This window comes from Rhodococcus ruitaii (assembly GCF_055230935.1).
Genome location: NZ_JBUYWC010000007.1, coordinates 75,088 through 95,624, shown reverse-complemented (window position 1 = coordinate 95,624; position 20,537 = coordinate 75,088). Strand labels below are relative to the sequence as shown.

The following is a 20,537-nucleotide window of genomic DNA, read 5'->3' as shown; positions in this document are numbered from 1 at the left end:
TCGGGTTCTCCTTTGGTGTGTAAGTCACGGTACGACCGGGACCAGCAGGTGAGCGTCATAGTGCGCCCCGGTATGAAGTGTGTGTTTGCCGTTGTTTCGGGTGGTGTGGCGGGGCCATGGTGAGTTGGTAGGAAGCCCCGGATCAGCTTCGTCGTAGATGTCCTTGCCCGCGACGATCAGACGGAGCTTCTCACCAGCACGAAATTGTGTGGACGAGGGCCAGATTTCGATATCCACGCCTACCGGAACGCCGGGTTCGAGGAGGTCCTCGTGGGTGTGCGGATGGATCGGCCGTGATGGGCTCGAGCGCTCCGTGTCGAGCGCGCGGTGACTGGCTCGAAGCCACCCCTGCGCTACGGGTCCGTCGGTGAAGGTCGAATAGAAGATCTGCGGTACGCGATTCCCGTCGGGGCCCACCTTCTCGACAGCGACAAACAGGTCTGCGTCCGTGGCGCAGTCGGTAGAAACCCACAGCCGTAGTGCCATGTAGCCGGTCAGCTCGGTGTCCACGTCAAAGGTGTACTCGAACACTGCGCGACCACTGTCCGATTCGTAGCTGGTCCGGCTTTCAGCGGAGGAGGCGGTGGCTGACAGAGTTCCCTCTGCGGCTTCCAGATACAGTCGCTGGTGGACTGTGCGGGCGAGCGGCCACTCGTTCTCGTCGCGTACCGTTCCGCTGTTGACCGTGTCGCGAATCTCCAGAGACACTCTGGGCCGCGATGCCAGGCCTGGTCCTTCACCCTTGAGATAGTGGTCGAAGAACGCCCTCACTCGCTCGACGGTGTCGGGTTCGTAGAAGTACTGCCACTTCTTCCGCCCATGCACTTCCAACCACTTGTCGGATGAGGCGATGGTGTTGAAGAAGTCGAGGGTTCCTCGAGAGTGGAGTCCTTGGTCTCCCCAGCTCGCGACGATGAACGCCGGTATCGTGATGGACGAGGCGTCGATCGACTTGGATGCCCAGTACTCGTCGTCCCCGAGCAGGGGATGCGCTGCGAAATTGGCGGGAAGATCCTCGACCAGTCCGCGGCCGTTGCCGACCCGCCGATTCACGAGGGCGGTGAATCGTGTCTCGGGGATACCACCGTGGTAGGCGAACTCGCGGTACATATCGGTGAACGCCTCGAACGGGGCAATCGCAGCGAGATGCGGAGGATGACTCGCGGCGACAGCATACGCGCTGCGCGCAAGATAGGAGACGCCTGTGACGCCGACTTTGCCGCTGCTCCATGCTTGGGTTCCGAGCCACTCGACTACATCGTGGTAGTCCTCAGCCTCAGTAACGTCACCGTGGGTGTATGCGCCGGGTGAGTTCCAGGTTCCCCTCGGGTCTGCGAAGGCAACGGCGTAGCCGTGTGAAGTCCAGTAGACCGGGTCAGGAGCTTCGAACGGTGTGAACTGTGAAACCCATTCCGGTGCAACACCATGCCCCCCGGCGAATAGTGCCTCGATTCCACAGTCGTGCTTGCCGAACGCGCCCCACGCGACGATCACCGGCAGGCTCGACGTATCGCGGCCGGCGGGACGATATACGTCGATATTGATGTGACCGCCGGAACGTACATCGACCGGGATGTCCCGATCGACGATCATCCGATCCTGGCGTTCCTGTCGCGGGTTCGTCTGCGGAAACTCTTCATCGAGCTGCTCTGCTGGTCGCAGGACCAGATCCCGGTATCCGACGGATTTCGTATTCATGTGCGTCTCACTTTCAGGCGGATTGAGGGGTTACGGCCATCGCGGTTGACGGGGAAGCGGCGTTCTGCTCTCCGCTTCGCGGGACGAGCAGCAGCAATACCGCGCCGATCGCTGCTACACCTGCAATGACATAGAAATTCGTTTGGAATCCCAACCCGGAGCTCATGATTGCCCCGACGAGGGTTGGTGCGAAGACCGAGCCGAGTCGTCCCACGGTCATCACCCAACTGAGTGCTGACGGGCGACTGGCCAGCGGATAATAGGTGGCGACGTACCCATTGATGAGGATGGTCGTGCCCGACGTGCCGACTCCGGCGATCGCGACGGCGACCAATAGCGTCGCGGTGTCCAACGGCCTGCTCAACAGTACGATCGCCGCGGCCGCCGCGATCAGCGCCACGCTTGTGACAACCTTCGGACCGATCCTGTCGGCGAGCAGTGACACCGACGTCACCCCGATGATTGCTCCCAGGCTGTAGGCAAGCAGGAAGTGGAGCGACGATCCGGTGTTGTACCCGGCCTGTTGCATGATGGCCGGAAGGCCGGTATTCATGGCGAATACGAGGAACAATCCACAGAAGGCGGCTCCGCCGAAGAGGGCAGTTGCCTTCAGGTAGCGGCGCGAGAAGAGCACGGAGATTGCGTCGACCCTCCTGGTGGGTTTTGAGTGCGCGAGGCGGTCCAACGCCGAGAGGGACACACCGAAACGGGTTGCTGTACGTTCCGCTTCATCACGTCGTCCTTTGTAGATCAGGTACTGGAGCGACTCCGGTAGGAACCAGTAGACGAGAGGAAGCACAACAAAAACGGGGAGCACCCCCACCGCGAAGAGGGATCTCCATCCGCTGCTGGGCAGTAGAGCCAATGCGACGAGAGCTGCGACAATTCCTCCGGCGGCGTATCCGGACATCATCAGCGCGTTGTACAGGTTCTCTCGTCCTCGGGGTGCGTACTCGATAGTCAGAGCGGCGGCAGCCGGGATAACAAGGCCGAGACCGACTCCGCCGAGCAGTCGGTAGAGGCCGAGCAATTCGGGAGATGTTGCTATCGCGCATAATCCGGTGAAGGTGCTGAACCATATGATGCTGATCATGATGACCTTGCGCCGGCCGATCGCGTCGGTGAGTGGAGCCGAAATCACGGATCCGATGGCCATGCCGATCAGTGCGAGGCTGGCGATGCTGCCGGCCGTCGCGGCCGTCAGTCCCCAGCCGGGTTCGTTGATGATCGACGGCATCGCTGCACCGAATACGACCAGGTCGTAGCCGTCGAAGATGATTGTGAAGAAGCAGATGCCAACGACGAGGAGGCTGCGGCGCTGTTGCCCGGACTCTCCGGCACCTCGTTGCATGGGTGCTTGTGGGATTCGTGTGTTCTCCATCGTTTCTTCCTCATTCGAAGGTGCGCCGAGGAGGTGTGGGCGCGATACGGAGGAGGCCGGCCTACCTCGGCAGTGGTAGGTGACAGCTCCCGCTATTGAGTCACCGCTAGGGCAATCGTTGAACCGCGATATTCGTCAACGTCCACAAGACAGGCGTCTCGACGCCGATTTCCTGGCCGCGTCGTACGATTGCCCCGCCGATGTAGTCGGCCTCTGTGGGCCGACCTGCTTCCCGGTCCTGGAGCATCGAAGTCTTGTGGTCCGAGTGGTGGACGTATGCATTTTCCAGGGCCGAATCGATCCGGGTGCGGTCGACTCCGATATGCAGTTTGGATGCAACCGCACCGACTTCGTCGAGCACCTTGGTGACGATCGCTCTACTCTGTGCGCTGGCTCCGATTTGACCGACCGTCTGACCATTGACTGCACTGAGAGTGTTCAACCCGGCATTGAACGCAATCTTCTCCCAGATCGCGGCGTTGATATCCGCATCAGCGCGGGTATTCAGCTGTGCTGCGTCGAACGTCTCGACCACATACCGCGCAACTGCATCAGCGCTGGCGTGGAACGGGCCGATGCTCACCTTCCCGTCAGCGCTGGTGGAGACGAATCCCGGCTGCCGCAGGTCGGCGGGGAAATCAGTCACCCCGACGCAGGTGCGGTCGGCACCGAAACGTTGGGCGAGAAGTTCGCCGTTGCCCAGTCCGTTCTGCAAGGTCAGGCCGATCGATTGCGGCCCGATCAAGTGACCGATCGACTCCAGCGCCACGGAAGTGTGAAAACTCTTGGTAAACAACACGAACAAGTCGAAGTTCTCATCGAAATCCCGTGCCGTTCCGGACCGCGCGGCGGTCCACTCCGTACGCCCTTCCGTGCTGACTGTGATTCCATCACGGTTGAGTGCATCGATGGTCCGAGGGACAGCGTCGACGAAGGCAACATCGTTGCCAGCGATCGCAAGTCGGGCTCCGAAGAGCTGGCCCATGGCACCGGCCCCCACAATGGCAATCTTCATATCGTTCCCCGCTTCCTGTCAGAGGTTCAAAAGGGATACTGACGCGGCCGACTCTGCACACTGATCCACTGGTCAGTGGTGAATTCGTCGATTGCCCACTCGCCGTTGAACCGGCCCAAGCCAGAACTCTTCTCGCCGCCGAATGCAACGTGAGGTTCGTCGTTGACCGGAATGTCGTTGATGTGAGTCATACCGGCGTCGATCTGCCGAGCGAATCGGACGCCACGCTCGAGATCTGCGGTGAAGACTGCGCTGGACAGGCCGAAGTCGACATCGTTGGCGAACGCGAGCGCCTGCGCTTCGTCGCGAGCGCGGAGGATGCCCACGATTGGACCGAAACTCTCCTCCTGGGCAATCGCCATCTCCGGTGCGACGTCGGTGAACACGTGAGGTGGCAGAATTTGTCCCATTGCGGTGCCCCCCGATACGAGGTGAGCCCCTTGCTCCTGGGCAGTCAACACCTTGGCTTGCAGGTCTTTGAGCTGCTTGTCGTTGATGATCGGCCCGATCACCGTGGAGGGGTCGGACGGGTCTCCACATTGGAGTGACTCGACCCGCGCGACGAACTTCGCCACGAACTCGTCGTGGACGGGTGCCTCGACGATGATTCGGTTGATCGCCATGCAGATCTGGCCTTGATGCAGAAACTTCCCCATCACTGCGGCACTGACAGCAGCGTCGAGGTCGGCGTCCGCGAGGACCACAAATGGACTGTTGCCACCGAGTTCCAATGCGACGTGCTTGAGGTGCTTTCCCTCGATCGCGTGCCTGGCCACAGACTTGCCGACCGGAGTTGAACCGGTAAACGAGATGAACTTCGGGACTGGGTGGGTGACGAACGCGTCGCCGATTTCTGCCCCGGAACCGATGACCACATTGAGTACACCGGGCGGAAGACCAGCTTCTTCGAAGATGCCGGCGATGATCAGCCCACCGGTCACGGGGGTGTCACTGGCGGGCTTGATCACCACGGCATTTCCCAGGGCAAGGGCGGGGGCGACTGTTCGCTGCGTAAGGTGCAGTGGGAAGTTCCACGGGCTGATGACGCCGATCACGCCGATCGGCTGCCTGTAGACCCGATTCTCCTTGTCCGGTGTGTTCGATTCGAGAATTCGTCCCTGCACTCGGTACGGGAACGAGGCCGCTTCGTTGGTGATGGCGCCGGCGGCCGAGACTTCGATGTTGGCCTTGAGATGGGTGCTCCCCGACTCGGCGGCCAACCAGGCCACGATTTCTTCGCGGCGGTCCTCGAGGATTTGTGCTGCGCGGAGGAGTACTCGTTGGCGCTCGGCTGGACTCGTTGCTGCCCAATCGGTTTGCGCTTGCGCGGCCGCGGTATAGGCGTCGTCGAGATCGTCCGCATCGGCCTGCTGGATTGTCGTGATCTGTGCACCGTTGAATGGATTTGTGACGGTCAGAGCGGAAGGTGAGCGCCCACCGCGCCATTGGCCCCCGATGAACTGTCGATCGATGAACCACGGTGCTACTGAAAGGTCCTTGTTTTCAACGAGAATGGGCATTGCGTTCCTTAGCCGAGTGTGTCGGGATGCCGCTGTGCAGCAGCGACTGTGTGGGATGGGGTATTTCTTCGGGGCGGCTGGAGTACTCGCGGGTTGTTACGGTTCGACGAGGTTCGTCTGGACCTCGATGAGAGCGGGCTGCCCACTCCCGAGGGCAGATGTGAATGCGGATACGAAGTCGTTGCCCGTTCGAACAGAGGTCGCCGTGACGCCGTATCCTGACGCGATTGAGACGAAATCGATGTCGGGAATGTCCATTCCTGGGGTTTCTCCCGCTTGGAGGACCTTCGCGAACCAGCGGAGCGCTCCATATGTGCCGTTCTTGAGTATGACGATGATCACCGGGATGTTGTATTGAGCTGCCGTCCACAGAGCAGTGATGCCGTAGTTCGCGGATCCGTCACCGATCAGTGCCACCACTTGACGGTCGGTGTGTGCCAGCTGTACCCCGACTGCCGCTGGTAGTCCGAATCCGAGGCCACCTGAGGCAGGAAAGAAGTAGCTTCCCTGTCTTGTGAGGTCCATCTGCGCCCAGAATGCTCCGGTGGTGGACGTTGACTCCTTCACGTAAACCGTGTCGGTGGGGGCAGTTTCGCGAAGTAGCGCAAAGAGCTCCTCGGGATGCACCAGGTCCGCCAAGATGTCGGCAGGCGGGATCTCCGGCAAGGCGGGCAGGCAGGGGCGCCGGTCCGTACGTACTCGATTTGCGAGCCGGGACAGGGTGTCACGCACTCCACAGACCAGAGCGTCACCCATCGGTGCCCGTGCAGCTTCTGCCGGGTCGCTGGTGAGCTGGATCAGCCGGGCGTTCACGGGTAGGTACTCGCCCGGTTCGAATTGGTGGTACCGAAACACGGGGGCACCAACAACGAGAATAAGGTCGTAGCCGGCAAGAGTGTCGGTGACCCCTTGCACCGCAGCGGGCAGTACGCCACGGAAGCTGCGGTGGCGGGTTGGGAAGGGGCAGCGTGACGGTGAGGGCGCCAGCCAGACTGGCGCATTGAGCGCATCCGCCAGCCGGACGGCGTCAGAGTTGGCTGCCTCGGCATCAACCTCTGGCCCGAGAACCAAGGCCGGGTTGTCCGCACTGTCCAGCGCAGCCACCAGGGAATCCAATTGGGCCTGACCAAGCACGTTTTCGAATCTGGTTCTGCGAGATAGCAGATGAGGTGCCTCCTGCGGCGCTGGTTGTGCCCAGTCGTCATAGGGGATGGAGACATAGACCGGCCCCTTTGCGGGCAGGTTTGCCAGATGGATTGCTTGACTGATGGAGCGAGGCACGTCCTGAGCGCAAGCGGGTTCGTACGACCACTTCACCAGCGGTTTCGGGAGTGATGGCGCATCGACATTGGACAGCATCACCTCTTGACCGATCGTCGACCGGACTTGCTGTCCGGCCGTAATGACGAGCGGGCTATGTGAGTACACAGAGTTGGTGAGCGGGCCCATGGCGTTGCCCGTGCCGGCCGCCGCGTGCAGGTTGACGAATGCAGCTCCGCCACTTGCCTGTGCGTAACCATCTGCCATGGCGAGAACTGCGCCCTCGTGAAGTCCGAGTATGTACCGGAAGTCCTTCGGCATTCCTGCGAGAAATGGAAGCTCATTCGAACCCGGGTTTCCGAAGATGGTGGTCAGATCATGTGCCCGCAGTAACTCGTAGGTCGTATCCCGCACGTTGAGCGTCACGCGCACTCCGTCTCAGATTGTTGTAGTTCGTCACAGAAGCAGATCATCTGTGGTGTCAACCACAGTAGGGACCAGCAGGGTATCGGTCCAATGAGTAGGATCGATGAGTGGATAGACAATACCTATACAGAGTGCGTACGAACCGCAACCTTGATCTGAACCTGCTCCGGACCTTCGTTCTTCTCTACGAGACACGCAGCGTCACGGCGGCAGCCGAATTGCTGTTCATCACGCAGCCATCAGCCAGTCATGCGCTCAAGCGTTTGCGGCAACAGTTCGGCGATGAACTCTTCGCTCGATCGACCGGCGGCCTGGTCCCGACTCATCGAGCAGTCGAATTGTATCCAAGCTTGCGTCAAGTCCTGGAAGTGGTCGACGAGACAGTGGCCGGCGGCGGCCCCTTCGAGCCATCAACGGCTGATCGATCATTCCGAGTGCTCACGACGGACTTGGTCGAAACCGCCTCCCTGCCGGCAGTACTTGCCTCCGTCGATGCAAAGGCGCCTTACTGCAGAGTTGAAGTGTCCCGATTAGATTTCGACACAGTCGCAGAAGAATTGAAAACGGGCAACGCCGACGCCGCGATATGTACACCATTGCCGGCCACGCCCCACCTTGACGAAATACCATTGTTCTATGGCCACTACGTGGGACTTTGTTCGAGTGCGCATCCGAGGATCGGATCAACACCGACGCTGGACGAGTACCTCAACGAACGACATGTGAACGTCGAATCAGCAACGGTGCACCAGGATACGGAACACGCGCTCGAGCAGATGAACCGCCAACGAGATATCGCCGTGCGCGTTACCCAATTTTCGGCATTACCCGAGATCATCACCCGAACGAATCATATTTCCATCATACCGAGTCGGACCGCTAGCTTGTTCACCCAAGACGGACGGCTCCGGACATTCACCCTGCCCTTTCCTGCCCCCTCCATCGGAATTTGCCTCTACACGGCCAAGCGCGTAATACCCTCCCCGCCCGTGGATTGGCTGCGCAACGAAATCGTAGAGACTCTGAGGATTTCGGCTTAATAATCGCGGGGCCTACGCCGAAGCAGTGCGCACCGGCTCACCGGATGCGGTGCAGGTCGCAGGCCGGTGGCATCTGTGGCTGGGCTTGGTCGGCGCGGGTGGAAGACCGCGGTTCGGCACCGCGCGGACCTTCGCTCACCGACCGAACCTGCTGCCCCTGACGCAGTGACCAACGGTATCGAAATGGACTGCGGCACAGGTATTACAGATGACGAAATGGCCGATGGTCGGTTGGTGACCCGCACCAGGGAACGGTATGCAGCCTTGCAGCGCTTCGTCTCGGGCGGAATGTCGATCTCGGCGATGAGCAGAGAACTGAACCTCGATCGCAGGACTGTACGCCGATTCGCCCGCGCCGGTTCTGTCGAGGAGTTGTTGACCACCACCCGAGCGGCAGGAGTCACCCTGTTGAGCGGGTATGAAACCTACCTGCGCGAACGTTTCGCGGCCGGGCGCACCAATGCCACCCGTCTGACGGCGGAGATCATCGAACGCGACTACCGGGGCAGTGCCAAGACCGCCCGCCGGTTCCTGCAGCCGCTGCGCACTGCCCACCGAGCGCGGTCGGCATCGCCATAGGCACCGTCCGTCCGGCAGGTCACCGGATGGCTGATCTGCCGACCCGACCGTCTCGCCGAGTGGATGACCGGCGTCGACGCCACCGGATCTCCGGTCTTGCGGTCTTTCGCTGCTGCTCTGCGCTGTGATCTCGAGGCTGTCACTGCCGGGTTGACCCTCGAACACAACTCCGGTCCATTCGAGGGTCACGTGAACCGGATCAAGATACTCAAGCGGCAGATTACAGGCGCTCGAACCTCGACCTGCTGCGGAAACAGAAAACGTGTCATCTATCTCGAATGATGAAGCGTGGTGGTGGCTTCACGGAAAGTGCGCCAGATCCACTTTCGGTGAGCCTCGTCATCAGAGCCGAACCGGGGTCAGTCCCCTACAACGCGACGGTGGGGTACGTCTTTCCGGTCCACGCGGCTAGGTTTGCAGCCCAGTCACGCTGATAAGACAGGGGGCCCTTCTCTGCGGTCCAGTCTTCCTCGAAGAGGCCGATGAACAGCGTGAGGTACAGGAAGAAGTGGGCCCCGTACTCGAAAAGCCAGACGTAGTCGTATGTCTCGAGTGCCCGACGTTCGTCGGGAGTGAAGGAGAGCCAGGAGGTCTTCTCGGATGAGTTGAGCCATGGCCCCACTTCACTTTCCCAGTCTGTGAGGGTGGCTCCAGGATCAGCCTTGTATCGGGAAACCCATTTGGGGTCGCGGTCAACGGTGTAGAGGAATTTGTTGACGTAGTACTTGCTCATGCCGAAACGCCTTCCTTGGTTGCGTATACGGGTCCGAGGGTGGCCTGTGAGGTGTCCGCCGCGCGAGCAGCGGCGGCCGTGAGGGTCGCGGTCTTGGTCGGGTACCAGGTCATGAACATCTCTCTGGTGTGATAGAGATCGAGCTGGTCGACATAGTCGGCTTCTTCGCCGCCGGCGATCCCCATCATCAGAATGAGGTCCATGAAGCCGTGTGTGGCGTTGCCGACTGCGGCCATGGATTCGTGGGTAACGTTCTCGAGGATCGCGGTGATGTTCCCGGTCGAGAGCCATTCGATGGCTTTGGCATCGAACTCGGGATCGGGTCCGTGATTGCCGAACATGCGGGGCCCGCCGAGCTCGAGAGACAGGTGCCCGGTGCCGATGGCGGCGATCTTCTTGTCCGAAGGGTAGGAGTCGATGATGGCGCGGATCGCGCGGCCCAGCTCCCAGAACCTCCGGGGTGAGGGAAGCGGGGGGCGAAGATGTTCGTGTAGATCGGTACAATCGGCAGGTCCGCGTCGGGGCGCACGGTGATGATCGGGCAGATGATGGAGTGGTCGATCTTCAGTTCGTGGCTGAACGAGAAGTCGAAGCCGGTGTCGAGCAATGCGCGATGCATGTAGTCGGATAGCTCCGGGTCGCCGTCGAGGAGGTATTTCGGGATGCCGAATTCGCGCTCTTCGTTGTAGAACGTGGCGTCGTAACGTTCTTGCTTGCCGATCAGGAATGTCGGGTAGTTGTCGAGGAAGAACTGGTGGAAGTGGTCGGCCCCGACCATGACGAGCACGTCCGGCTCTGCTGCGGTGAGGGTTTCGCGATAGGCCTCGACCTTGCGTTGCCACTCGTCGGCCTGGGGCATCCGGTTTTCGGAGTGGTCGGTGGTGGCTTTGAGATAGAACGGGTGATGGGTGCTGGCAAGGACCGCCGTCAGTTCGGCCATGGTGTGTGTCTCCTGTTCGGGCCCCGACGTTGGGGCGGAGTGGTGCGTACGTCAGGCAGCGGTGTGTCGAATGGCGCCCGATTGGGCTGGATGCGCGGTGCGCATTGCGACCGGGATCGCCAGATCGGTGAAATTGTCCTCGGTAACGAAAGCAATCACAAACTCCTGGATTCGAACATCAGTTGGGCGGCGGGTTTTCCTCCACGGCGCTGGCCGGTGCGGATTCTGGACTGTCGGGCGAGGCGTAGAAGGCGCCGCGGTCGACGCTCATGTACACCTCATGCGCAATCGGGTTTCGCTGTTCTTCGGCTATCTGGCCAAGTAGGCCCGCGCAGCGGGCCAGCAGTGCGAATCCGCGCAGCAGCTCGACCGGGAGCCCGAGGTCGGACAGGGCGGCTCCGCATACTCCGGCGCCGTTGAGCGGGAGCTTGCGGCCGACCGCTTGTTCGCTCATCCGCCCGATGGCTGCGAACAGCTGCAGGTGCGGTCCCATCAGCTTCTCTTCGGCGGCAATCTCCATCAGCACCGGGGTGCGCGGGTCGCCGTCCTTGTGATTGGGGTGCCCCAGGCCCGGGACGAAATCGCCGAGCTTCTTCTGGCGGGCAATGGCGGTGAGGGCGAGCTGGTCCCAGCCTTCGTCGTTGTCGGGCAGGGCTGCGCCGTTGGTGGTGTGCGCGGCCAGGGTCGCGTGGAGGAATTTTCCGCAGTCCTCGGTGACACCGAGGAATCGGGAACCGCCTCCGAGCAGGCCGGCGGCGATAGCCCCCTGCAGTGAGTCCGGGGCGCTGAGATAGGTCAGGCGGGCCGAGATGGCGGTGGGGGTGAAGCCGTGATCGGCCAGGGCGACCAGCACCGACTCGAACACCCGCAGCTCGCTGGGGGTGGGTCGGCGCAGCGCCACCAGCCAAAACGCGAGTTCACCGAAACCGACCTTGCCCATCAGATCGCCGGCCAGGTCCTGGCCGAGCAGGTTGATCTCGGTGCGGCTCGAGGTTCCGAGGGCTGTGGGGTAACGGTCAGGGGTGTACGCGGTGCTCATCAGTCTTTCCTCGGGGTCGTGGAGGCGGCGGACAGCCACGTGCGGATCTCGTGGCTGTGTTCACCGAGCGCCGGGGGCGCGAGCTCGTAACGCGGGGCGATCGTGGAGAAGGTGATCGGGTGGCGGATCCCGGGCACGGTGTGACCGTCGGACCCGCTCTCGATCACCGGGTTCAACCCGAGGTCCTTGGCGTACTCGACACCCTGGGCGATGGTGTTGATCGGCCCATTCGGTACGCCGACGGCGTTGAGCCGGGTGAACCAGTAGTCGGCCGGCTCGGTGGTGAGCCTGTCGACGAGCAACGGCCGCAACTGCTCGCGATTGGCGGTGCGGTCGGCGTTCGTCGCGAACCTCGGGTCGTCGGCGACCTCGGGGATCCCGAGGACGTCGACGAGCTTGCGGAACTGGGTGTCGTTGCCGGCGGTGACGATGAGGTCCTTATTGGCGGTGGGCAGCGGCTCGTACGGGAACAGGCTCGGGTGCGCGTTGCCCATTCGGTGGGGGGTGACTCCCCCCGCGACGTAGGCCGCGGTCTGATTCACCAGTCCGCTCATCGCCGAGGACATCAGGTTGGTTTCGATGTGCTGGCCCTGGCCCGTGGTGTCGCGGTGGCGCAGAGCGGCGAGGATGCCGACCGTCGAGTGCAGTCCGGCCATGACATCGAAGACGCTGATCCCGGCCCGGTACGGGGAACCGTCAGGATCGCCGGTCAGGCTCATCAATCCTGACATCGCCTGCACGATGAGGTCGTAACCGGGTAGGGACGCCCCCTCGGCGGTGCCGAATCCACTGATTGAGCAGTAGACGACGGGGATGTTGCGCTCCCGGACGGAGCCGTAGTCGAGACCGAACCGGCGCAACCCGCCGGGCTTGAAGTTCTCGATGACCACATCGGCGCGTGCAGCCAGTGCCTGCGCGACCGCGAGGTCGTCAGCGTCGTTGAAATCAAGGACGATCGAGCGCTTGTTTCGGTTGATCGCCGAGTAGTAGGTCGATACGCCGTCGGAGCGTACGGGCGGCACCCACGAGCGGGTGTCGTCGCCGCTGGGGCCTTCGACTTTGACGACGTCGGCGCCCAGATCGGCGAGCAGCATAGTTGCGTACGGTCCCGCGAGAACGCGGGAGAAGTCGGCGATCACGATTCCGTCGAGGGGGCGCTGGGACTCCGGGGAGTCGGAGCGTCGAGGGAGGCCGGTCACTGAGGGGTCCTTTCCTGAATTCGGCGAGAGGACCTCACCCGAAGCCCTGGTGTCCGCTTGGCGGACGACTGTCCGCCGTTGCAATCAGGGTGCTCTCCTCACCCGGGAGATGTCAAGAGGCGAGATTGCGTCCGCACTTCGGACATCGGTCCGCTAGGCGTTACCCTCGGTGTATGCGGACCGCCGCAAAAGGACCCTTGACGAAACGGAGGCTGCTGGTGGCATCGCGAGGACAAGGACCGGATTTCATCGAAGCGCTCGCACGGGGGCTGGATGTGGTGAAAGCGTTTTCCGTGGAGCGGCCGGCGATGTCACTGAGCGAGGTGGCCGCCGCTGCAGATCTTGCGCGTCCGACGGCTCGCAGGATCCTGCTGACTCTGGAGGAACTCGGGTACGTGCGGATCGCCAACGGTGTGCACACCCTCACCCCGCGCATTCTCGACCTCGGTATGGCCTACATCGGCGCCCTGGGGCTGTGGGACATCGCTCGTCCGCACCTCGAGGATCTGGTCGCCCGGACGGGGGAGTCCTCGTCGATGGCCCAACTCGAGGGCTCTGACATCGTCTACGTGGCCCGTGTCGCGGTCCCCAAGCTGATCGGGTTGCGGGTCGACATCGGGACCCGATTCCCGGCTCTGGTCACCTCACAGGGCAAGGTACTGCTTGCGGGTCTGAGCACGGATGAAGTGCTCGAGGTGCTCGCTGAACCGACCCGATCTGGACTGTCGGTGCCCGAGCACACGACCGCGCAGGTCCTTGCCCTGCTCGACGAGGTCCGGAGCCAGGGCTGGGCCACTGCGGATCAGGAACTCGCCCCCGGAGTGCGATCGGTGGCAGTGTCCGTGCGAGACCGTGACGGCCGGGTCCGTGCCGCCATGAACGTCACCGTTCACGCGGCTGAGACATCCATGGAGGTGCTGCTCGACACGCACCTGCCGGCGCTGCAAGCGGCCGCAGAACGCACCATGCAGGACTGGGCTCGGTGGCAGGGTCGACCGATCGGCGCGGTCGCGGCAGAGGTGTCCACGGCCGCGCGTTGACGGCCTATCTGCACGGCGGGTCTTCCCGCAGGTGCCGAGACGCGGGTGTGGATCGGCGGGTCTCCATCGACTTCTTGCCGCCCGGCAGGGCGGCGCTTCGCTCAGGAATTCGTGACGTCCACGGGCCTCCTCATCGAGGAGGCCCGTGGAGAACTACGGCCGGATCCCACTTCTGCGCGTTCGCGGTGGCACCTCGATCGGCCCTACTTCATCGCCGGTCCACTCGGAGTCCGCGGCAGGGCACCGAGATCGGCGGCGCCAACCGAGTCCGAAGCAAGCCATTCGAACTCACATATCGATGCAGGCCGGAACCCGGCGGATCGCGCCAACCTCAACCGGACCGTCTGATCGGTACCGGGTCTTCGGGTTTGCTGATCGTCACCACCGCTTCGCAGAGGTGACCGAAGTCGATCCGGCCTTCGCTTCCTGCCGGAAGCGCCGTCGACGACCCGCACGTCCGGCCGCCTGCGCTGCCTCGACGTACCGGCACACCGCCTTGCGGTCCACAATTCGCTGCGATGATTGCACCCCGGCCGCGGCGCCGGTTGCCGCGTACCCCTTCGATCCGGCGGAATCGCGGACCCAATGTGACGCTTGACATCAAGTGCTTCACTTCGGCAGAATTCGTCTACATAAAATCGGACAGATGTCCGTCAGTCGGACGCTCTCATTGTGTTGTACACGCGGTCTCTCCTCAAATTCCATGCTGAAGCGAAAGGTCCCCCGACGCCATGACACAGAACCACGGAAGCCGAGACGTCTCGGAAGCGTCGACGGATCAGGTCAACGACATCGCCATCGTTGGATTCGGTCCGGTTGGCAGGATGCTTGCGCTGAAGCTGGGACGCCGTGGCCACACGGTGGTGGTTATCGAACGTCAGACACAGACGTACCCGCTTCCACGCGCCGCGCACTATGACGACGAGATCGCACGGATCCTGCAATCTGTCGGTGCAGGACCAGGCGACCACCCTGACTTGGTCGACGCCTACGAGGACTTCTACGAGTGGCGTAGCGCCGAACACAAGACGCTGCTGCGATTGGATTGGAGGAGCAAAGGTCCGTCAGGGTGGAATGTCAGCAACTTCTTCCATCAACCCGCACTCGAGAATCTTCTTGCCGAGCAGATCAATGCCCTTCCCAACGTTACTGTCATGCACGGGTGGGAGGCTCAGTCCTGTGACGAAACCGGGTCGCACGTAGCAGTGCACCTCTCTTCCAAATCCGAAAAGCGGTCCATCTCTGCGAAGTACCTCATCGGTGCGGACGGTGCCAACAGTCGAGTAAGGCAGTGGTTGGGCACCGAGATCCAAGACCTCGGCTACTTCCACGACTGGCTCGTCGTCGATCTCAAACCCACTGTCCCAATGGAGTTCGAACCCCCCGCGTGGCAATTGTGCGACCCGGTACGACCCACGACGATCGTGCCGGCAGGGCCCGGCAGACGTCGGTTCGAATTCATGCGACTCGACAGCGAGACGACCGAGGATCTGGCGCGGGAAGAACGCGTCTGGGAACTGCTCGAGCCCTGGGGGGTCAATCCCGATACCGCAGTGCTGGAACGGTCTACCGTGTACACCTTCCAAGCGCGTTGGTGCCACGAGTGGCGTCGAGGACGCATCTTCCTGGCCGGAGACTCTGCCCATCTCATGCCGCCGTTCGCAGGTCAAGGCATGTGCTCCGGTCTTCGTGACGCGGTGAATCTCGAATGGAAACTGGACCTGGTCCTGAGGGAACTGGCCTCCGACCGACTTCTGGATACATACACTTCCGAAAGGAAAGAGCATGTGAGCCATTTTATTTCGGAGTCGATGGAACTCGGGCGGGTCATCTGTCTCACCGATCGGCAGTTGGCAGCTGAACGAGACACTTCGATGACCAGTGACTTCGAAGAAGGAATCTCGATGCCCGCGCGCCCACTTCCTCGACTCGGTGCCGGCTTCCACCTCGCGGGCGACGGAGGAGGCACCTTGTCGATCCAATCGATCGTCGAAAGTCGCCACGGCAAAGGTCTGTTCGACGATGTGGTAGGCTCTGCTGGCGTTCTGCTGCTCGGTGAACGCCTTTCCAGCGACGCGGTGTCCGACGAGTTGAAACCGACCCTCGAACGCGCTGGAATCGAAGTCATTTCGATTGGATCCGAGGACGACGATGATGTCACCGACGTAGCCGGCGACTACGCGAAATGGTTCGACAATCTCGACGCTGACGCTGTCCTGGTCCGCCCGGACTACTACGTGTTCGGCGTCGCGGCCAGGGGAGGGTCCGTCCACGAGCTCGCTCATCAGTTCCTGGAAAGTTTGGCATCGACCAAGGAAGCTCGATGAGCCCGAACACCGCCTCCACACCGGTGAACCCCTATCGGAGTTCACGGTTCGACCATCTTCGCGGTAGCGTTCGGGCACTCGCCCGATGCGCTGTCTCATACGTCTTCGTATCCTCGGGCGCAACCGTCTTCAGGAACTGTGAAGGTCCGACAAATGCTGCCAGGCCACTCATCGGCCCCGCTGTGGAGCGCTTGCCGATCAGTGTCGAAGACGCTGTCCGAGCGAATGCAGCACTTCAGGTGTGCGCCGGACTCATGTTCGCCGCCGGCACAGGACGCCGGACAGCTGGTCTGGTATTGGGTACATCCCTGGTTCCGACCACGCTCGCCGGTCATCCGTTCTGGCGAGAGACCGATCAGCAGTTGCGCCGCGGACAGCGAATTCACTTCTGCAAGAACCTTGCGCTCCTCGGAGCGCTCACGTACATCTTCTGCGAGGAGGGATAGACCCTCGGCCACCTGTCCTGCCTCAATGGCGCACAAAAGACGTAGGGGAAATGAAGTTGATTCGCACCCCCCAGCCCCAGAGTCGGGTAGCCGGAGGGAGATTCACCCCCCGGCTCCCACAAACCCCGGCATGACAGCCTCCTGCCACCGGGCTTTGTCACCCTGGTCACCAGGTGTCGTGACCCATCGCCAGTGCCGAAAGACCCAGGGATGCCCGAGGGCGATCTCCCGAAGTCTCCGGCGGGCACGGCGAGTGGAGTCGTACCGTCGATACTTGTTGCGGATCCAACGCACCAGGTAGGCGTTGACGCGCATCAGGACCTGATGCAGCGAGGACGGATAGAACCGTCCGTAGTACTGCATCCACCCCGCGACGATCGGGTTGATGGCACGAGCAAGATCACCAAAGGAGTGATAGATCCTGCGATGCAGCCAGCCAGCGGCGAACCTGCTCGCTGATCTTCTTCAGGGCCTGCGTGCTGATCGCGGGCAGGAACGTCGCCCCCTGGCGGACCCGCGCCGCACGCGGCCGAAACGTGTACCCCAAGAACGTGAACGACGTCCGCTCGTATCGCTGCGGCCGGTTCCCGCCCTTGCAGTAGACGATCTGTGTCTTGGCTGGATGCAGCGTCAGACCCAGCGCCCCTATCCGGTCCGCGATACCCTCGAGCACCTCACGGGCCCGGGTTTCGCTGACACAATGCACCACCGCGTCGTCGGCGTAACGCTCGAACACCACATCCGGGTGCTCACGCGCCAGCCACGTGTCGAACGCGTAGTGCATGAACAGGTTCTCGAGTCGAGCTGCGCAAGAGCGCCTGTCGCTACAACCTCGTCGCAGTGTCGGACAACCCACAGTTGGATCGACGGATGCCTGAGTTCCACCATGTTCAGCGCGCGTGGCGGCTTGTCGCCCAGCACTGAGCCTCGGCAGCTCCGCGTCCGTCAGCGAGGGGGACCGAAGCCGTGTGGAATTCAGCGGCCGGACGTGATCCCCAGATAGTCCAGCACATTGGTGCGCATGATCTGGTCCTTCTCACGCTCGTCGAAGTCGCCCAGTTCGTTGATGAAATCCGTCGGCTTCTCTAGACCTTCGCCGTGCGGCCAGTCGGAGCCGAACAGGACACGATCGGAACCGACGAGGTCGGCCAGCGCCCGGATGTCTTCCTCGTAGTACGGCGACACCCACAGGTGCCGGCGGATCGTGTCGACAGGAGGCTCATCGAACGCCCACGGCGTCTGATTCGCCTGCTTGTTCAGCCGCTTGATCAGCAACTGCACCCAGTCGGAACCGTTTTCGATACTCGCCACGCGCAGATTCGGGTGGCGCTTCAACACGCCGTCGAGGATCAGGCTCGCCAGCGTGTCGTGGATCGCGCGATCGGACACGACGATGTTCGCGAGCGGGTTCGATGTCTTGAAGGGCACGAACCGTTCCGGCGCGCCCCAGGCTCGTGCGATCGAGCCGTTGTATCCACTGTCGCTGAGATGGAATGCCACCGGAATATCGGATTCTTCCAGTTTCGCCCACACCTTGTCGTAGATCATGTCGCCGAGCGATCTGGATGTCCCGTGCCCGGCGGGCACCGGTGCGGGTCGGATGTAGACCAGCTTTACGTCGCGTTCGAGGAGGCGGTCGATTTCTGCGACAGCTTCATCGGGATCGGCCAGCGCCAGCATCGGCGCCGAGAAGATGCGGCCCTTGTAGTTGTATCCCCAGTCCTCATCCAACCATCTGTTGAATGCACTGACACTCGCCATCGTTGCCGGGATGTCGAATTTGAGTGCCTCTTCGACGCCGCACGCGAGAGTCGGTAGGAGAATCACACCTGACATCTCCTGCTGCTCGATCATCTCGAGTCGGATGTCGTGATCCTGATACGCGGGGTTGAGTGGCTCGACCTTCATCAGACTTCGTGGGTCGACATCGTCCGGGACCTGCCCGCGGAACAACAAATCCAGCGCACCCGGGACGATCACAGGATCGAATGTCGGATTCGGAACGAATTCGAGAAGTTTTCCCCCGGCGAGCAATTCGGTGCGCTTGCCGCGTTTGATCACTTCGACACCGCGGTCCTTGAAGGCCGGGTCGAGGTACCGTGTGAAGGCGTCGATCTTCTCGTAGTAGTGGTTGTCGCAGTCGACAGGCCGGTCGTACACGACTTCGTCGATACTGGTTGTTTTCTCGGGTACGACGGTCATCGTCGTTCACCTCCGGTCGAAGTTTCAGTACACGGCGGGGCGCAACTTCCCTCGCTCGAACACTAGGCTACACGCTTACTGTTGTCCATACAGTATCTATCCCCGCAGGCGACGGGAGGTTCGCCGGCGAGCACGACGCATCATCACATCGATCATCAGACGGGGCACTCGCCCGAACGGCGGCACAGCGCTCGACGTCGCGAGCATGAAGGGAAGGTCGGTCCCCACCACAGATCGATGGTGACTGAATGTGTCGAAACCCGCCTTGCCATGATAAGCCCCCATGCCACTGCTCCCCACTCCACCGAACGGTGCAGCGGCCGGAAGCATGTGAATTCCGAACTCGTTTCGCGCCACCCCGCCGGTGCGGGTGCTGCGGACGAATCGGCGGAAGTCGTCGTCGTCCGGCCCGAACCAGTAGGCGACCAGCGGTGAAGGGCGCGCATTCACGTAGTCGACAACCTCGGAAAGATCGCGATAGGTGAGGAGCATGAGCGCCGGACCGAAGATCTCCTCCTGCGTGATGCGCATGTCGTCGGAGACATCCGAAACGAGAGTGGGGGGAACCTTTCGCGTCTCCGAATCAGGGAGCAGTTCATCACCCGGCGCGGCGGACTGCACGTTCGCGCCGCGGGAGCGTGCGTCGTCGATCAAGCTCACCACTCGGTCGTAGTTCGCGGCATTGACGCACGAGGGGTATTCGGGGTTGACGACCATGGTGGGGAATCGCTTGCGCCACGTGGACAGCACTGCGGTGGAGAACTTTTCGACTTCACTCTCGTGGACCATCACATAGTCGGGGCAGATGCAGACCTGGCCACCGTTGACCATGCGCCCGAGAGCCACTCGTTCGGCAGCCCGCTCGACATGTGCGCGTGGCCCCACCACAACGGGGTTCTTTCCGCCGAGTTCGAGTGTGACCGGAACCAGGTTCTGCGCAGCCGCAGCTTGGATTCGCTTCCCGACACCCGGCGAGCCCGTGAAGAAGAGATGGTCAAGTGGAAGGGACGAGAACGCGGCACCCACCTCTGCTCCGCCGGTGACAACTGCCAGTTCCGACTCGTCGAAGTACTTCGAGACAAGAGATGCGAACAGATCCGAAGTTTCGGGAGTGATCTCGGACATCTTGATCATCACCCGATTTCCCGCCGCGAAGGCCGCTGCGGCGGGCATGATCACCAGATGCAGTGGGAAGTTCCAGGGGCCGATGATTCCGACCACCCCAAGCGGGGATGGCACCACCTCGGCGCGCAGCCCTGCCAGCCTGCACGCACGCATCAGCGGTGCCGTTCTCATCCATTTCACCACGTTCGCACGGGTGTGTTCGATCGCATCGATGATGCCGACGAACTCCATCGACATCGTGCCGGTCCGCGATTTACTGCCGAAGTCCCGAACCAGCGTATCGACGAGCGCATCGGCGTTGTCGAGCACGAGCGCAACAAGACGATCGATGCGATGGCGACGTGCATCGACCGACGGGTACCCGTCGGCGAGGAACGCCCGTCGCTGCAACGCAAGGATTCGCGACAGCTCACTACCCGGCTCATCCAACGTTGTGACGCCGAGGTTTTCGACCGTGCTCATCACCCTCCCCGGTTCGGATCCGTATTCCCAGGAGCGAACTCTACCGCAATCCTTGCCGTATATATTACAGTCGGTCGAATAGTTTATGTGACGGGTTAGCTGATC

At 62.0% G+C, this 20,537-nt stretch carries 18 protein-coding genes and 2 pseudogenes; 5 read left to right on the top strand and 15 right to left on the bottom strand.

Annotated elements, in window-relative coordinates; all coding sequences use genetic code 11:
- Positions 1–24: 24 nt before the first annotated feature.
- From ACZI8W_RS10195 to mdlC, 5 genes are all read right to left on the bottom strand, one after another.
- Complete coding sequence (locus ACZI8W_RS10195; protein ID WP_463368374.1) at positions 25–1,698, bottom strand: CocE/NonD family hydrolase; 1,674 nt, start codon at positions 1,696–1,698, stop codon at positions 25–27.
- 13 nt (positions 1,699–1,711) lie between these two features.
- Positions 1,712–3,079 carry an MFS transporter gene (locus ACZI8W_RS10190; RefSeq protein ID WP_463368373.1) on the bottom strand — a complete coding sequence of 456 codons (1,368 nt, stop codon included), beginning with the start codon at positions 3,077–3,079 and terminating at the stop codon, positions 1,712–1,714.
- 106 nt (positions 3,080–3,185) lie between these two features.
- Positions 3,186–4,094 carry a ketopantoate reductase family protein gene (locus ACZI8W_RS10185; protein WP_463368372.1) on the bottom strand — a complete coding sequence of 303 codons (909 nt, stop codon included), beginning with the start codon at positions 4,092–4,094 and terminating at the stop codon, positions 3,186–3,188.
- Between the two features lie 26 nt (positions 4,095–4,120).
- Positions 4,121–5,614: an aldehyde dehydrogenase family protein gene (locus ACZI8W_RS10180; RefSeq protein WP_463368371.1), complete on the bottom strand. Its 1,494-nt coding sequence runs from the start codon at positions 5,612–5,614 to the stop codon at positions 4,121–4,123.
- Positions 5,615–5,710: 96 nt separating this feature from the next.
- Positions 5,711–7,300, bottom strand: a complete 1,590-nt coding sequence (mdlC, locus tag ACZI8W_RS10175) for a benzoylformate decarboxylase (RefSeq protein WP_463368370.1) — start codon at positions 7,298–7,300, stop codon at positions 5,711–5,713.
- A gap of 131 nt (positions 7,301–7,431) precedes the next feature.
- Here mdlC and ACZI8W_RS10170 point away from each other — a divergent pair, with 131 nt between their 5' ends.
- Both ACZI8W_RS10170 and ACZI8W_RS10165 read left to right on the top strand, forming a co-directional pair.
- On the top strand, positions 7,432–8,340 hold the full coding sequence (locus ACZI8W_RS10170; RefSeq protein ID WP_463368369.1) for a LysR family transcriptional regulator: 909 nt from the start codon (positions 7,432–7,434) through the stop codon (positions 8,338–8,340).
- 216 nt (positions 8,341–8,556) lie between these two features.
- A complete protein-coding gene (locus ACZI8W_RS10165) occupies positions 8,557–8,919 on the top strand; it encodes a hypothetical protein (RefSeq protein ID WP_463368368.1) in 363 nt (120 codons plus the stop codon).
- A 367-nt stretch (positions 8,920–9,286) separates the two neighbouring features.
- Here ACZI8W_RS10165 and ACZI8W_RS10160 read toward each other — a convergent pair whose 3' ends face one another.
- The 6 genes and pseudogenes from ACZI8W_RS10160 to ACZI8W_RS10135 all read right to left on the bottom strand — a co-directional run bounded on the left by ACZI8W_RS10160 (position 9,287) and on the right by ACZI8W_RS10135 (position 12,830).
- Entirely contained in the window at positions 9,287–9,652 is a 366-nt protein-coding gene (locus ACZI8W_RS10160) for a hypothetical protein (protein ID WP_463368367.1), read from the bottom strand.
- Complete coding sequence (locus tag ACZI8W_RS10155) at positions 9,649–9,855, bottom strand: hypothetical protein (protein WP_463368611.1); 207 nt, start codon at positions 9,853–9,855, stop codon at positions 9,649–9,651. Before ACZI8W_RS10155 ends, ACZI8W_RS10160 begins: the two co-directional genes overlap by 4 nt.
- 9 nt (positions 9,856–9,864) lie before the next feature.
- Positions 9,865–10,071: pseudogene (locus ACZI8W_RS10150) on the bottom strand (hypothetical protein); the annotation flags it as partial.
- A gap of 80 nt (positions 10,072–10,151) precedes the next feature.
- Positions 10,152–10,592, bottom strand: a pseudogene (locus ACZI8W_RS10145) (DODA-type extradiol aromatic ring-opening family dioxygenase); the annotation flags it as partial.
- Between the two features lie 178 nt (positions 10,593–10,770).
- Positions 10,771–11,631, bottom strand: coding sequence for a citryl-CoA lyase (locus ACZI8W_RS10140; RefSeq protein WP_463368366.1), 861 nt, complete (start codon positions 11,629–11,631; stop codon positions 10,771–10,773).
- Positions 11,631–12,830, bottom strand: coding sequence for a CaiB/BaiF CoA transferase family protein (locus ACZI8W_RS10135; RefSeq protein WP_463368365.1), 1,200 nt, complete (start codon positions 12,828–12,830; stop codon positions 11,631–11,633). The genes ACZI8W_RS10140 and ACZI8W_RS10135 overlap by 1 nt, the downstream gene beginning before the upstream one ends.
- Before the next feature lie 218 nt (positions 12,831–13,048).
- Between ACZI8W_RS10135 and ACZI8W_RS10130 the strand changes: the two genes are divergently transcribed.
- The 3 genes from ACZI8W_RS10130 (at position 13,049) to ACZI8W_RS10120 (ending at position 16,643) form a co-directional block, all read left to right on the top strand.
- Positions 13,049–13,870 carry an IclR family transcriptional regulator domain-containing protein gene (locus ACZI8W_RS10130; RefSeq protein WP_463368364.1) on the top strand — a complete coding sequence of 274 codons (822 nt, stop codon included), beginning with the start codon at positions 13,049–13,051 and terminating at the stop codon, positions 13,868–13,870.
- 731 nt (positions 13,871–14,601) lie between these two features.
- The gene (mhpA, locus tag ACZI8W_RS10125; protein ID WP_463368363.1) at positions 14,602–16,197 is read left to right on the top strand and encodes a bifunctional 3-(3-hydroxy-phenyl)propionate/3-hydroxycinnamic acid hydroxylase MhpA; all 1,596 of its coding nucleotides are present in this window, start codon (positions 14,602–14,604) and stop codon (positions 16,195–16,197) included.
- A complete protein-coding gene (locus ACZI8W_RS10120; protein ID WP_463368362.1) occupies positions 16,194–16,643 on the top strand; it encodes a DoxX family protein in 450 nt (149 codons plus the stop codon). The genes mhpA and ACZI8W_RS10120 overlap by 4 nt, the downstream gene beginning before the upstream one ends.
- A gap of 102 nt (positions 16,644–16,745) precedes the next feature.
- Here ACZI8W_RS10120 and ACZI8W_RS10115 read toward each other — a convergent pair whose 3' ends face one another.
- The 4 genes from ACZI8W_RS10115 to ACZI8W_RS10100 form a co-directional block, all read right to left on the bottom strand.
- On the bottom strand, positions 16,746–17,021 hold the full coding sequence (locus tag ACZI8W_RS10115) for a group II intron maturase-specific domain-containing protein (RefSeq protein ID WP_463368598.1): 276 nt from the start codon (positions 17,019–17,021) through the stop codon (positions 16,746–16,748).
- A gap of 22 nt (positions 17,022–17,043) precedes the next feature.
- Entirely contained in the window at positions 17,044–17,499 is a 456-nt protein-coding gene (locus ACZI8W_RS10110; protein ID WP_463368361.1) for a reverse transcriptase domain-containing protein, read from the bottom strand.
- A 119-nt stretch (positions 17,500–17,618) separates the two neighbouring features.
- The gene (locus tag ACZI8W_RS10105) at positions 17,619–18,845 is read right to left on the bottom strand and encodes an amidohydrolase family protein (protein ID WP_463368360.1); all 1,227 of its coding nucleotides are present in this window, start codon (positions 18,843–18,845) and stop codon (positions 17,619–17,621) included.
- A gap of 96 nt (positions 18,846–18,941) precedes the next feature.
- Positions 18,942–20,432 (bottom strand): aldehyde dehydrogenase family protein, encoded by a 1,491-nt coding sequence (locus ACZI8W_RS10100; protein ID WP_463368359.1) that lies wholly within the window; start codon positions 20,430–20,432, stop codon positions 18,942–18,944.
- Between the last annotated feature and the right edge of the window lie 105 nt (positions 20,433–20,537).

Excerpts from the sequence above, each read along its gene's own strand:
- ACZI8W_RS10120 (WP_463368362.1), top strand. The coding sequence starts at position 16,194 with ATGAGCCCGAACACCGCCTCCACACCGGTGAACCCCTATCGGAGTTCA.
- ACZI8W_RS10160 (WP_463368367.1), bottom strand. The coding sequence starts at position 9,652 with ATGAGCAAGTACTACGTCAACAAATTCCTCTACACCGTTGACCGCGAC.
- mhpA (WP_463368363.1), top strand. The coding sequence starts at position 14,602 with ATGACACAGAACCACGGAAGCCGAGACGTCTCGGAAGCGTCGACGGAT.
- ACZI8W_RS10155 (WP_463368611.1), bottom strand. The coding sequence starts at position 9,855 with ATGGACCTCATTCTGATGATGGGGATCGCCGGCGGCGAAGAAGCCGAC.
- ACZI8W_RS10185 (WP_463368372.1), bottom strand. The coding sequence starts at position 4,094 with ATGAAGATTGCCATTGTGGGGGCCGGTGCCATGGGCCAGCTCTTCGGA.
- ACZI8W_RS10165 (WP_463368368.1), top strand. The coding sequence starts at position 8,557 with ATGGCCGATGGTCGGTTGGTGACCCGCACCAGGGAACGGTATGCAGCC.
- ACZI8W_RS10100 (WP_463368359.1), bottom strand. The coding sequence starts at position 20,432 with ATGAGCACGGTCGAAAACCTCGGCGTCACAACGTTGGATGAGCCGGGT.
- ACZI8W_RS10190 (WP_463368373.1), bottom strand. The coding sequence starts at position 3,079 with ATGGAGAACACACGAATCCCACAAGCACCCATGCAACGAGGTGCCGGA.
- ACZI8W_RS10180 (WP_463368371.1), bottom strand. The coding sequence starts at position 5,614 with ATGCCCATTCTCGTTGAAAACAAGGACCTTTCAGTAGCACCGTGGTTC.
- ACZI8W_RS10105 (WP_463368360.1), bottom strand. The coding sequence starts at position 18,845 with ATGACCGTCGTACCCGAGAAAACAACCAGTATCGACGAAGTCGTGTAC.
- ACZI8W_RS10195 (WP_463368374.1), bottom strand. The coding sequence starts at position 1,698 with ATGAATACGAAATCCGTCGGATACCGGGATCTGGTCCTGCGACCAGCA.
- ACZI8W_RS10140 (WP_463368366.1), bottom strand. The coding sequence starts at position 11,631 with ATGAGCACCGCGTACACCCCTGACCGTTACCCCACAGCCCTCGGAACC.